Below are 12,356 nucleotides of genomic sequence, written 5' to 3' on the forward strand. Positions count from 1 at the left end.
GCTCTTACTCAGAAGTTGAACTGGTCGACATTGGCGGCGGTGAAGATGGCCGGCGGGCCGAGAAGCAGCACCCCCGTCTTCGCATCATAGGTCACGGGATGGCTGAAGGCGGGTATGGTGACATTTGCGTCGAATGACTTTCCGTCGATCAGCTGCTTGCCGGCCCAGACGGTGAGATAGCCGAGCTCGGAAGGATCCCACAGCACGGTGAAACCGAAGGCACCACTCTTGAGATAGGAACGCGCGGTATTGGGGCTGCAATAGCCTGTTCCGATGACCTTGCCGATCTTGCCCGCGGTTTCGATCGCCTGGGCCACGCCGGGACAGGTGGTGGAGGCCACGCCGATAATACCCTTGAGGTCGGGATTGGCGGCCATCATGTCGGTGGCGATCTGGTTGGCCCGGTCAGCAGCGCCGCCGGCAAATTGCGGGTCGAGCAGGGTCACCTTCGGATATTTCTCCTTCACCCGCTTCTGCATGAAGGCGATCCAGGCATTCAGGTTCGAAGCGGTCGCCTCGCCCGAGACGATGCCGATCTTGGCGTCCTCACCGGTGCGCTTGACCAGTTCGTCGATGATGGCATCGCCCAGACCCTCATCGGTAGCCTGCGCCACATAGACGGCGCGGCCCGAATCCGGTGCGTCGCTGTCCGAGGTGAAGAGCTTGACGCCCTTGGCCTTGGCGGCGGCGACCACCGGCGCGATGCTGGAAGCATCGAGCACGCTCACCGAGACGGCTCCAACGCCCTGGTCGATCAGGTTCTGCACGATCTGCAGCTGGTCGACCGGATTGGTATCGACCGGCCCGGAATAGATGAACTTCACGCCGAGATCGGTCGCGGCCTTCTTGCCGCCCGCCTCCATGGCGTTGAAATAGGGAATGCCGATGATTTGCGGCACAAAGGCCACGCTCTTGGCGTCCTGTGCGAAGGCCGGCCCGACGAAGGCAGACGCCATGGCCGCCGCGACGAAGGAGAGTCTAAGGGATCTCAGCATGATCGGTTCTCTCTAGATGCGACGTGCTTCATTCAGCTTGCTTTCTCGAGCGCCCGCACGTCGGGATGTGCGCCCGTAATCAGGGAAACGACCTCTTCCGGATCGCTGGCCTCGCGGCGGCGCTCGGCGACCTTGCGGCCGCGGCGGAACACCACGATGCGATCGGCGACCTCGAAGACGTCGGCCATGTTGTGGCTGATCAGGACGACGGCGCAGCCGCGCTCGGCGAGACGCCGCACCAGGGATAGCACCTTGCGCGTCTCGGCCACGGCGAGCGCCGCCGTCGGCTCGTCCATGATGACGAGGCGGGCATTGAGATTGAGCGCCCGGCAGATCGCCACCGCCTGACGCTGTCCGCCCGACAGGCTGCCGACCGGCGCCTCGGGATCCGAAATATGGGCGTCGAGCTCTTTAAGCAGGGCTCCGACACGGTCCTTCATCGCCCCCCGGCACAGGAAGGGGATGCCCGCGACGCGCCGCACGATCTCACGCCCAAGGAACACATTCTCGGAGATCGACAGGTTCTCCGACAGCGCCAGTTCCTGGAAGATGGTGGCGATGCCGGCATCGGCGGCATCCTGCGGCGAGGAGAAGGTTACAGGCGCGCCGTCGATCGAAAGCGTGCCGTCGGTCTGCGCATGCGCGCCGGCCAGGATCTTGATGAAGGTGGATTTGCCGGCGCCATTGTCGCCGAGCAGCGCCAGCACTTCGCCCTGGTGGATCTCGAGGTCGACATTAGCAAGCGCCGTCAGTGCGCCGAAGCGTTTGGAGATGCCTCGGGCAATCACGAGGGGAAGAGATGGGGCGGCTGTTGCGGTCATGTTCTCAGTACCAGCCCGGCATATGGTCGGAGCCGAGCATCTCGCCATAGACATCGGTCCGGCGGTCACGCAGCACCTGGTTGAAGGCGTTCCAGTTCCGCTTTCGCCGAGCATCGGCCAGGTTGATGGTGGCGTAGAGGATCTCCTCCTTGTCCTGGCTCGCCGGGCCCGCCACCGGCCAGCCGGTATGGCTGACGATCAGGCTCTGGCCAATGAAGGGCTGGCCACGCTCGGTGCCGACACGATCGGCGGCGGCGACGAAGACGGAGTTGGAATGGGCGGCGCCCATGACGATGATATTGGCCATCGCCTCCCGCTTGGGGTCCTGGCCAGGGATCGGCACCCAATTGGTGGGCACGCACAGGATTTCCGCGCCCTGTAAGGCGGCGAGGCGGAAACTTTCGGGGAACCAGCAATCGTAGCAGATATGACAGCCGATCCTGCCGAGCGGCGTATCGAAGACCGGAAAACCGAGGTCTCCCGGTGTGAAATAGAGAGCCTCGTCGGCCCAGAGATGAACTTTGCGATAGCGCCCGATCAGGCCCTCGGGCCCGATGATCACCGCCGAGTTGAACAATTTCTCGCCGTCGCGTTCGGTGATGCCGGCCACCAGATGGAGCTGGCGGCGGTGGGCCGCCGCCGCCCAAGCCCTCACCGTCTCCCCGTCCGGGATCGGCTCCGCCAGCGCACGGGCCTCGGCGCGGGATTGGAAGACATAGCCCGTGTTGCAGAGCTCCGGCAGCACGGCGAGACTGGCGCCTTTCTCCGCGGCTTCCTCAAGAAGCTCGACGGAACGGGTGACGTTGGCCCGCGTCTCGCCGATCTTCGGCTCCATCTGGATCGCCGCAACAGTTATGGCGGCTTCGGTGATCTTCGACATGGAGGTCTCCCCGATGGATGACGGTCGCCGATGTCAATCCTTGGTGGTGGCCCAGCCCAGAATGTTGCGCCACAAGGTGGCGTAGCCGTGCCAGGCGACGAAGGCCGGCGGCAGCCAGTGCGGCCCGATGTCGGAGGTCCACACCAGGGTGCGGCCCTTGCCGTAACGCCCGGTTACCAGCAGGGGGTGGCCGCCCTGCTCCTCGGGAAGGCGGGCGACGACATCGATATCGGCGGCGTCCTTCAGGGTCACCTCGTTGGCACCCAGCAGCAAGGGCCATGGCGTCGCCAGACCCGCCACGGCGGGATGCCCGGGCAGCAGGATTTCGGCCGAGAAGCCTTCCGGCGCCTCGATCCTGTCGTCATACGGCAGGCAGTTTACGGGAAGAGCCCGCTCGACCGGCGTGCGATACCAGCGCGCCCTGCCATCGATGCCCTGGAAGCTGAGATAGCCGCCGATCATGATCAGGGCGCCGCCCGCCTGCGTCCAGTCATGCAGCAATTTGAGTCGGTTCGGCACGGGTTTGCCGTGGAGCCAGACATCGGGATGCAGGAGGAGTGAATTTGCGCCCACGTCGGACAGGATGATCGCGTCATAGGCATCGAGCCCCTCCAGCGTGAAGGGGAGGGCTTCGACGGCCTCGTGGGCGGGCATATGCCTGAGTTCGAACTCGCTGTCGGCGAGGGCGGCAAGCAAAGGCTCCGCGCCGGAATGAAACGTGACGCTGCCAAACTGGTCGAAGCCCTTGTAGTGCGTCGCCGCACTCACCCAGGTCTCGCCGACCAGGAGCACTTTCTTCTTACTCACCCTGCCCTCCTCCACATTCCGGAGCCAAACGAGCTGTCGCAATCACCGGACGCTAGTATTGAACCGGTTCAGTATCAAGTGATTTTTCTGATCGACTCGCCCATCTATTTTGCAGATGTTGCTGCATAAATAAGCTTGACGTCCATATTGAACCGGTTCAGGGTTGATGCCACGCTGTATCCGAAGGACGGCAGAGCCCGATCAGCGAGGGAGAGGGTCATGAAATTTCGCGGTCTTGGACTGGGTTTGATGCTCGCGGCCATCGCGGTAGGGTCGTTGTTTTCCGGAGCGCGGGCGGAAGATGCCCCAGCGCAGACAAAAGTCACCTTCGTGCAGGAATGGCCTGTTGCCGACGGTTTCTGGATCCCCTGGATTCTGGGCAAGCAAAAGGGCTTCTATGCCGCCGAGGGTATCGATCTCGACATCGTCGCCCCGCCGACGGTCGCTGACACCATGAAGTTCCTGGGTACCGGCGCCGCCGACGTCGCCTTCACCACGGTGATGGATATCGTCTTCGCCAAGGACCAGGGCGCCCCGGTCAAGGCGATCGGCCGTTACGGGCGCGGCAATAATTGGGGAATCATTGGCAAGGAAGGCACCGCCCTCACGGTCGAGGGTCTCAAGGGCAAGACGGTCGGCATCTACAACGATGCCTGGACCAAGGCCCAGCTCTCGCTGATGCTGAAAAGTGCCAAGCTGACCACTGATGACGTCACCATGGTCGCGGCGGCCGACGATACGGTCCCGCTGCTCCTGCAAGGCAAGGTCGATGTCATCACCGGCATCACCAATGCGGAAGGCACGGAAATGGTGACGGCGGGCAAGCAGACCCCCTCCTTCATGCCGGCCATCGAGCACGGCGTGCCGAACACGCCGATCTTCATGCTCGCGGGCAATGAAGCCTGGCTCGCCAAGAACCCGGACCTGGCCAAGCGTTTCCTCAAGGCGACGCAGAAGAGCATGGAATATGCCATTGCCCATCCCGATGAGGGCCCGGCCGCCTTCGCCGCCGCCTACAGCAAGGCCTATGATCCCGTCTTCATCAACCAGCAGTGGAAGGACACCATTCCGCAATTCGGCAAGGCGGGCTACGATCTCCTCGTACTCGACGATGCCGATTGGGCGGCGCTGCTGGCGGCCGTGAAGGATTTGGGGCTGGTCAAGGAAACGCTGCCGGCGGCCCAATATTACACCAATGACTTCATCACCAAGGGCGGCAACTGATGTCGGCCATGACAGGAACGGCTTGCGTCCCTCACGCTCCGCGCCTCACCCCGGCCTGGACCTATCGGCCGGGACCGGATGTCGCGCATAGTCCTCCACCCGGGCTGGTGGAGGCGCAGAGCCTCGCCAAAGCCGCCGCAATGGCGGCCCTGGCGTTCGCGGCGCCGGGCGTCACCGAACGCGAGGTCGAGTTGGCAGGCAGCGACCACCTGAGCGCTGCGGGGGTGGAGCATGTCTGGACCATCACCAATGTCGGGGTCGGATCCAACACCCATATCTGCTTTCCGACTCATCCACCCACGGACCTTGCCATCGCCAAGCGCGATGTCGTCATGGTCGACATCCATCCGATCACCCCGGCCGGTTTCTGGGGCGATTGCACGCGCTGCCGGGTCATCGGCGACTATCCCGAAGCGGTCTCCGCCCTTCGTGACCTCGAAGCGCTGCATTACGAGACATTGGAAAAATGCCGACCCGGCATGCCGGCGAACGAGCTTTTCGGCCTGTCGGCGCAAAGGCTGATGCCGGAGGGCTTCGAACTGCTCGACCTGCTCGCTAATATCGGCCATTCGCTCACCCCGGGTGCCGCCTATCTTCACAATTTCATCGATGCCGGCAATGAGACGCCAATGTGGGGAGCGTGGGCCGTCGAGCCCTTTGCCGCCCGCGACGGTATCGCCGTCAAGGTCGAGGACCTCGTCTGGTTCGGGCGAGACACCTGCCAGATTCTTTGACGAGGCCCCGCAGCATGGAAGCGGACCGCGCATGAAAGCCTCGCAGCCTAAGCTGGCCCTCGAAAAGCTGACCCGGCGCTTCGGCGAAACGCTCGCCCTGGCGCCTACCGATTTCACGGTGCGCGAAGGCGAGTTCGTCTCGATCGTCGGTCCGTCCGGCTGTGGCAAGAGCACGCTGTTCAACCTCGTCGCCGGCGTGCTGGAGCCAAGCGCCGGTCGTATCCGCATCGACAATGCCGATGTTACCGGTAAGCCGGGGCATGTGGGCTACATGCTGCAAAAGGATTTGCTGCTGCCGTGGCGAACTGTGATCGACAACATCGTGCTGGGCGCCATCCTCAAGGGCGGCGCCAGCGCCCGCCAGCGCGCGGAGGGCGTGGCCCTGGCGCAGCGTTACGGGCTGGGCGATTTCATCAACCACTACCCCTCTGCCCTCTCCGGTGGCATGCGCCAGCGTGTCGCCCTGATGCGCACGCTCGCCATGCATCATGACCTGATGCTGCTGGACGAACCCTTCGGTGCCCTCGACAGTCAGACACGGCTGTCCATGCAGCAATGGCTGCTCAGTGTGTGGGAGGAGCAGAGGCGCACGGTGATCTTCGTTACCCATGACATCGACGAAGCCATCTTCCTGGCTGATCGCGTGGTGGTGATGACGCCGCGCCCCGGACGCATTCGCGACATGTTCGAGATCCCGATCGAGCGCCCTCGCCCGCTCTCCTGCCTGACCAGCCTCGATTTCATGGCGCTCAAGCGCCGGATCCTCGACCTGATCTATACGGAGGAGGAAAGTCGGCACGACAACGCGAAACAAGAGGTGGGCTGAGCCGTGTTGAGTGAAACCAATTCCTGCCGACGCCTGTTACTCTCGATTGGGGGCCCGATCCTCGCCGTGATCCTGGTGATCCTGGGTTGGGGCTTGGCGGTCTGGGCCTTCGACATCCCGCCCTATGTCATGCCGTCGCCAGCACGGACCTGGACCGCGGCGATGGACGACCTGCCGACCCTGCTCAAGGGATTGCGCATCACCTTTGTCGAGTTTCTGCTCGGCTTCGTTCTCGGCGCCGGGGCCGGCTTCTGCTTTGCCGTGATCATGGATGCCTCGGCCTGGGTACGCCGGGTACTCTATCCGATCCTGATCGCCAGCCAGGCGGTGCCGATCATCGCTATCTCAGCCGCCCTGACCATCTGGCTGGGCTTCGGCCTAGCACCCAAGCTGGTGATCGTAGCCCTGACCGTGTTCTTCCCGGTGGTGGTAAACGTGCTCGATGGCCTAGCCTCCGTCGATCACGACATGCTCAACCTCGTCAAGTCGATGGGCGGCACGCGCGCGAGCATCTTCCGCCATGTCAAATTGCCCGCGACCTACACGCCTTTGTTCTCGGCCCTCAAGCTCTCGGCCACCTTCAGCGTTACCGGCGCAGTGATCGGCGAGTGGACGGCATCGACAAGTGGGGGCCTGGGCGCGTATCTCCTGCAGGCAAACTCGCGTCTGAATACGGCAGCGACCTTTGCTGCGATCGGCTTTCTGGCAATATTGGGCGTCATGGCTTTCCTTCTCGTCGTTCTCACCGAATATGTACTGACGCCCTGGCGGTCCTCGTCAAAGGCCCGGCGTTGGTCACCGAGCTATTGGCGCGTCACCGCCGCCGCGGCCCCCACAACGTCGCCGCGCCGCATATGACCCAACCGGATGACAGGCCAGCTGCGCGAGCCAAGCGCGTGGGGCCCCCCACCATACGCGACGTCGCCCGGGTCGCCGGCGTCTCCATCGGCACGATCAGCGCTGTCATCAATGGCAGCGGGGCCGTGGCACCGGATACACGCCGCCATGTGCTGAGCTGCATCGCCGAACTCGGCTTCGAACCCAACAACGCGGCGCGCACCCTGAAACGCGGGCGGATTTCCTCGATCGGCCTGATCGTGCCCGACCTCGACAATCCCTTCTTCGCCGCGGTTGCCGAAGGCGTGCAGCAGGCTGCTGCCGGGGAAGACGTCCTGATGGTGCTGTGCATCACGGGCTCGTCGGCGGAGCGCGAGGATTATTATGCGCAGATCCTGCGCAGCAAGCGCCTGGACGGTGTCGTCTACCTCTCGGGCTCCGGCATGCCCAGCGCCTCGCTGCTGCAGCTGGCACGCCGCGGCGCTGTTGTTTTCGTCGACGAGCGCCTGCCGGGGGTCGATGCTCCCTTCGTGACGGCCCAGAACCTCGCCGGCGCCCGGACCTTGGCCAAGAGCGTGCTCGCCGTCGGGCACCGGCGGTTGGCTATCGCGGGTGGGCCTCCACGACTGTGGACCAGCGAACAGCGCCTAGCGGGCTATCGGGAGGCCATCGCAAGCGCCGGGCTCGATCCCGACGCGGTCGAATGCGTGGCCGGAGACTACAGCGAGCGGTCGGGCTACGAGATCGCCTCGCGCTTCCTGGCGCTCGATCCCGCTACTCGCCCAACGGCCTTGCTTTGCGCTAATGATCTCATGGCCATGGGCGCGATCCGGCGCTGCCGCGAACTGAAGCTGCGCATCCCCGCCGACATCAGCATCACAGGATTCGACGATATCCCCTCGTCCGAATTTCTGGATCCGCCGCTCACCACGGTCACACAGCCCGGCCGCCAGATGGGCGAGGCCGCCGCGCAATTGCTCATGCAGGCCGTGGGCCTGGCCAAGGCCGGACCCGCGCAGATCGAATTCGCCACAGCCGTCAATCTCCGCGGCTCGGTCGCGAACATTTAGATGTGAGCTTTCAGGAGGTTATCCATCCGGTCTGAACCGAGGAAGCTGAGGTTGTTGAAGCTTCAGTTTTCCAGGGAGAGACCGGATGGGCGCTGTCAGCGCAACTGCAGGCTGGTTCCAGCAAGTGCCAGAAGGCCAAACCGAACCTTGGTTCAGGCTGCGATGGCTCGCCACTCTGCCAAGGCGGCTGAGCGTCTCTGCTTGTAGGTTTCTCGGCTGACGAGGTGGCGCTCCGAATTGAAGTGGTTGTGGATCTGGCTATGGACCGCGACAAATTTCTGGAGACTCTTTGTCTTCCGGAATTGGAGCATCGCCGCCTCTCGCCGTCGAAATGGTTGGTGAGAATTCTCGGCCCGGTTGTTCTTCCAGCGGCCGACTTCCCGGCGCTTGAGGTTGCCGATTTCCCGCATGGCAGCGCCATGGGAGCGCAACCCGTCGGTGACGATGACCTCAGGACGACCATAGCGCTTCATGGCTTTCTTAAGGAATTTCAACGCTTGAGTCTTGTCCCGGGTCTTGCTGACGAAGAACTCCAACACCTCGCCCTCGTGATCGACGGCCCGCCAAAGATAGTGGAGCTCGCCGTTGACCTTCACGAAAACCTCATCGATATGCCAGCGTTCACAGCTGAAGTTGCCATCCCTCATCCGCCTCTTGCGGATGGCACCGGCGAACAGCGGACCGAAGCGGTTCCACCAAAATCTCACCGTCTCATGGCAGATGTCGATGCCGCGCTCATGCAGCAGGTCCTCAACATTCCTCAAAGACAAGGGGTAACGCACCTACATCATCACGGCCAGGCGGATCACCTCCGGCGACGAATTGAAATAGCGAAACAGATTGGGTTTGGGGCGCGCCATCCTCGCTCCCTACCCTTCCGGGCCAGCCTCGGGCAATTTACTCTGACACCGCCTGGATGTGAGCTGGCCGGATCTGCCGCCCGGCCTCGAGGCCATCGGTTCCAGGTTCTGATGCGATTTGGGCGAAGGGCGCGGCACTTAGCTTGACCTAAAGCGATGCAGGTGCGGCGCTATGCGGAAATTTTCCGATCAGTCTGCCAGGCGGCGTGAACGCCTCTCCTGGCTTCATGGTGTAGGTTCGCAGTGACACGATGATCGAATGAACCGCCGACAATGCCCTGATGGCGATATGACGATGAATGAATGGTAGCGACAGAGCCTCCCGGCTACCAAAAGCTCCAACCTGGCTCAGGGTTCCATCGCGCCCCCAGCCGAGAATAGCGACCGTCGCATCTGGAGGCTGAACCTCTACCCCGACCTCAATGGACTGAAGCAAAAGATCGGACGGGATGTCTAGGTCATACTCAGCGTCGACAAGGATCTGGTCGGTCATCTTAGGTCTCACTTCATCAGGTGCCTAACTATTCCCTCCCAGCGACGTTTGTTCGCTTCAGTCGCAGCAGTCCGCGTGACGCCAGCGTGACCTCGCCATAAACATCTTCAAAATCAACAGGATAAGCCAATGAGCGATGCCTTCGCCAATCGATCACGCTCATCCCCCGCGCCGAAGCGGCTAGGTGAATCACCCAATGGATCCTGGCGGCGCGACCAAATACCTTATCCCGGCCATAGAACCTCGGGGCGTCTCTCAGCTTCGGTGTATCTAGCAAGGCCACGCTTTTGTCATAGAATCCTGACCGGCAGACGGAAAATGAATGCCGCCAAACCTCATATTCTTCATTTCGCACACGACCTGGCTCCACATGTGGCCATTGTCAGTCCGCACGAGTTGAAAAGGTTGACCCGTCCATCCGACAAGCGGACGCAACTCCCATCCTATGTTTGCGGTACTGGTTGCAAACAACACACACCAGACAAGGGATGAAGCTAAAAAACCACCCTCGGCCAGTTGCATCGTATGGAGGTAAAAAAACAGGGCGCCAACGAATGTGCTAATCAAAAACGCTGCATATGATGCCAGTATGACTTCAGAATAATTTCCCTGTGAACTCAAAATTGCTATTACGGGAGAAAGTACAAATAAAAATGTCGAAGTCACAAATAGTGCTACCAAAGATCCTCGCCCAATTGCTCTGCCATTCAGAGATTTTCGGGTAATTCTTGCGAACAAAAATGTTATAGTAGCGGCAACGATGGTACTAAGGAAAAATATTAGCGGAAGCTTTATTATTGAGGATATGGTCTGAAGTATGTAAGGATGTCCCGGCACGAACATTATATAGGCGGTTAGACAAGCGCCGAAAAAGGCCAGGCCGAATGCTGCGGGCAAAATCAATGCAAATGGATTCCACTTACCCAAACTAACGGAGATTTTCCAAATAAACTTGCCAAAAAAAATGGGTGTTCGATCCGGAAACGAAGATACTTCTAACGGCATGCGAAATCATCCTTATCGCACCATATTTTAAATAAAATTACGCTGCTGGAGCACTCAATCCAACATGTCGCTTTCACTTAAGCGACTACCAGAAACGTCGAGATCTAAATTAAATGCATGGTCACCGTCATGCTGTCATCCTAATTCTTCACCAGGCCTGATTTAAGTTGGAGCTCATCGAAGGACGGCGCGGTGCGCTGGCGCTTGGGGGAGTCGCTTGCAAGCAACTTGTTGCGAGATCTACGTGACGGTGGAGTGACAGCCTCTCGCGGAACTGGAGGAGCGGTTTGAACGGACCGCTCCCAAATCAACGCATCTGCAACGCAGCCGCCCAATCGAAAAGGCCGCGGAAGCCGGAGCTCGAAAGAATTTGCTCTCTTTCTTTGAACAAGCAAGTCGACAGAACTCGTCTTCAGATAACGAGTCACGAGGATGTCACGAATTTATCTATTACCGCTGGTCCACTCAACCGCCATCGCCGACCAGAAGCTTGCGCTTAACGCCGGTGAACCAAGAGCGAAACCTCCGCAATCAGCCAGTCGACAACATCGTTCGTAATGCTTGAGAGGTCGACAGCGACAAGCTTCTGGCCGGCTGGATAGCGGGTGAAATGGCTTGCATGGATCTCGTGCAAGATTTCGATGCCTTCTGCGACTTCAGAATTGGCGGGAAGGCCGTATCCCAGCGCAAGGCTGTACCATCCCCTCAAGTCATGATTCGGCGCCCTGCGATGGATTGGGCCCACTCTGACGACTGCGGGCGTTTGTCAGCGGGTTACAGGCTTATGAGGTGCATCTAAGACCTCAGGCGACATGTGGCAGCCATGTCCCGTCGGTACTCCTCCCTCAGCTCGGCATTCATTGGCGCCTTCGATCGCTTGGGAGGGTGGCACCTGACAGGCGCCGAGTTGTGTCACGAGTACGACAATTGCCCCAACAGATTTCATACCCACCTTCATGTTGATTTGTTATTTCTCGAAATAGATGCGACTCGCTCGAATTAATTGCGACTGGCGTGACAAATTCCCACGTACCCCCGCTACGGGAATTTAATAATCACTCTCATCCACCCCTTCTTCGGGAAGGGTGGGATTGCCTTCGGCGTCTGTGATCAGGTTCCAGTTTCGATAGTAGCGCAGCGTGTCGCCGCCTGCACTGACCATGACGGCCTTGGTGTCGCCCCACAAATGCCTCTCATGACCCGAAAACGGGGAGCCGAATCCTACAGAAGTCCAGCCAAACGCGCTGCCACCGCCGTTGCTCATCAGCGAGCGCGCCGCGGCCGCCAGAAACGCCCATCCATGCGGGTCCTCCGCCACATTGCAGCCCCCGAAATAGAGACGGCCATCGCTTTTGGGGAAAAGCCGGTCAAAGCCCTGGCGATAAAAGTGGTCGTACCACACCCGGCGGGTAATCGAGTCGGAACAAACCTTGATATGGCCTGAGCTGCCGTGCCCCGTGACGATACAATTGCGGAAAGTGACGCCATCCTGGATCAGCTCTCGCATTCTCCTCTTCATCTCGATCAAGCCGTCTTCCAGGTGCATGCTGTAACTGTCGTCGGATGATTCCCGTTTGAAAAACATTCGGCTGCGAAGGGTGTCAACGCTATCGATGCTGAGCAGTTCATAGTATTTTCTTCCCATTTCAAGCTCCTTCCGTTAGCTCGACCATCGCTCTCTCCTGTAAAAGCTGTCATACTGGCCACATGCCGCGTTATTTGGTCGTGGCCTTCTCGAGTTTGCACTCATGTACTTCTAGCGCGGCTGAAACCGACCAAGACCAACTAGAAGGACGATGTTCGA

At 60.6% G+C, this 12,356-nt stretch carries 13 protein-coding genes; 5 read left to right on the forward strand and 8 right to left on the reverse strand.

The features are described 5' to 3' along the window. Positions 1-8: 8 nt before the first annotated feature. From QQL24_RS16005 to QQL24_RS16020, 4 genes are read right to left on the reverse strand one after another with little or no spacing between them, the layout of a single operon-like run. A complete protein-coding gene (locus QQL24_RS16005) occupies positions 9-995 on the reverse strand; it encodes an autoinducer 2 ABC transporter substrate-binding protein (RefSeq protein ID WP_284313292.1) in 987 nt (328 codons plus the stop codon). Positions 996-1,027: 32 nt separating this feature from the next. Next, positions 1,028-1,816 (reverse strand): ATP-binding cassette domain-containing protein, encoded by a 789-nt coding sequence (locus tag QQL24_RS16010; RefSeq protein WP_284313293.1) that lies wholly within the window; start codon positions 1,814-1,816, stop codon positions 1,028-1,030. 4 nt (positions 1,817-1,820) lie between these two features. After that, positions 1,821-2,696: a nitrilase family protein gene (locus QQL24_RS16015; RefSeq protein ID WP_284313294.1), complete on the reverse strand. Its 876-nt coding sequence runs from the start codon at positions 2,694-2,696 to the stop codon at positions 1,821-1,823. Between the two features lie 33 nt (positions 2,697-2,729). Next, positions 2,730-3,503 (reverse strand): glutamine amidotransferase, encoded by a 774-nt coding sequence (locus QQL24_RS16020; RefSeq protein WP_284313295.1) that lies wholly within the window; start codon positions 3,501-3,503, stop codon positions 2,730-2,732. Positions 3,504-3,722: 219 nt separating this feature from the next. On the opposite strand from QQL24_RS16020, the gene QQL24_RS16025 reads away from it, so the two are divergent. The 5 genes from QQL24_RS16025 to QQL24_RS16045 are packed head-to-tail and all read left to right on the forward strand — an operon-like array spanning position 3,723 to position 8,194. Next, the gene (locus QQL24_RS16025) at positions 3,723-4,727 is read left to right on the forward strand and encodes an ABC transporter substrate-binding protein (protein WP_284313297.1); all 1,005 of its coding nucleotides are present in this window, start codon (positions 3,723-3,725) and stop codon (positions 4,725-4,727) included. Continuing rightward, on the forward strand, positions 4,727-5,461 hold the full coding sequence (locus tag QQL24_RS16030) for a M24 family metallopeptidase (protein WP_284313298.1): 735 nt from the start codon (positions 4,727-4,729) through the stop codon (positions 5,459-5,461). The genes QQL24_RS16025 and QQL24_RS16030 overlap by 1 nt, the downstream gene beginning before the upstream one ends. Before the next feature lie 31 nt (positions 5,462-5,492). Continuing rightward, positions 5,493-6,287: an ABC transporter ATP-binding protein gene (locus QQL24_RS16035; RefSeq protein WP_284313299.1), complete on the forward strand. Its 795-nt coding sequence runs from the start codon at positions 5,493-5,495 to the stop codon at positions 6,285-6,287. 6 nt (positions 6,288-6,293) lie between these two features. Beyond that, a complete protein-coding gene (locus QQL24_RS16040; protein ID WP_284313300.1) occupies positions 6,294-7,145 on the forward strand; it encodes an ABC transporter permease in 852 nt (283 codons plus the stop codon). A 38-nt stretch (positions 7,146-7,183) separates the two neighbouring features. Further along, a complete protein-coding gene (locus tag QQL24_RS16045; RefSeq protein WP_284313301.1) occupies positions 7,184-8,194 on the forward strand; it encodes a LacI family DNA-binding transcriptional regulator in 1,011 nt (336 codons plus the stop codon). 152 nt (positions 8,195-8,346) lie between these two features. On the opposite strand, the gene QQL24_RS16050 is transcribed toward QQL24_RS16045, so the two are convergent. The 4 genes from QQL24_RS16050 to QQL24_RS16065 form a co-directional block, all read right to left on the reverse strand. Next, the gene (locus tag QQL24_RS16050) at positions 8,347-8,964 is read right to left on the reverse strand and encodes an IS6 family transposase (protein WP_431310694.1); all 618 of its coding nucleotides are present in this window, start codon (positions 8,962-8,964) and stop codon (positions 8,347-8,349) included. A 238-nt stretch (positions 8,965-9,202) separates the two neighbouring features. Beyond that, a complete protein-coding gene (locus QQL24_RS16055) occupies positions 9,203-9,547 on the reverse strand; it encodes a hypothetical protein (RefSeq protein ID WP_284313303.1) in 345 nt (114 codons plus the stop codon). A 270-nt stretch (positions 9,548-9,817) separates the two neighbouring features. Next, positions 9,818-10,552, reverse strand: coding sequence for a hypothetical protein (locus tag QQL24_RS16060; RefSeq protein ID WP_284313304.1), 735 nt, complete (start codon positions 10,550-10,552; stop codon positions 9,818-9,820). Between the two features lie 1,048 nt (positions 10,553-11,600). Then, positions 11,601-12,197 carry a hypothetical protein gene (locus QQL24_RS16065; protein WP_284313305.1) on the reverse strand — a complete coding sequence of 199 codons (597 nt, stop codon included), beginning with the start codon at positions 12,195-12,197 and terminating at the stop codon, positions 11,601-11,603. Positions 12,198-12,356: the final 159 nt, after the last annotated feature.

The organism is Labrys miyagiensis (assembly GCF_030160835.1).
GTDB lineage: Bacteria > Pseudomonadota > Alphaproteobacteria > Rhizobiales > Labraceae > Labrys > Labrys miyagiensis.

Coding starts and splice junctions, on each gene's coding strand:
- QQL24_RS16065 (WP_284313305.1), bottom strand. CDS start 12,197: ATGGGAAGAAAATACTATGAACTGCTCAGCATCGATAGCGTTGACACC.
- QQL24_RS16025 (WP_284313297.1), top strand. CDS start 3,723: ATGAAATTTCGCGGTCTTGGACTGGGTTTGATGCTCGCGGCCATCGCG.
- QQL24_RS16005 (WP_284313292.1), bottom strand. CDS start 995: ATGCTGAGATCCCTTAGACTCTCCTTCGTCGCGGCGGCCATGGCGTCT.
- QQL24_RS16035 (WP_284313299.1), top strand. CDS start 5,493: ATGAAAGCCTCGCAGCCTAAGCTGGCCCTCGAAAAGCTGACCCGGCGC.
- QQL24_RS16055 (WP_284313303.1), bottom strand. CDS start 9,547: ATGACCGACCAGATCCTTGTCGACGCTGAGTATGACCTAGACATCCCG.
- QQL24_RS16030 (WP_284313298.1), top strand. CDS start 4,727: ATGTCGGCCATGACAGGAACGGCTTGCGTCCCTCACGCTCCGCGCCTC.
- QQL24_RS16015 (WP_284313294.1), bottom strand. CDS start 2,696: ATGTCGAAGATCACCGAAGCCGCCATAACTGTTGCGGCGATCCAGATG.
- QQL24_RS16060 (WP_284313304.1), bottom strand. CDS start 10,552: ATGCCGTTAGAAGTATCTTCGTTTCCGGATCGAACACCCATTTTTTTT.
- QQL24_RS16010 (WP_284313293.1), bottom strand. CDS start 1,816: ATGACCGCAACAGCCGCCCCATCTCTTCCCCTCGTGATTGCCCGAGGC.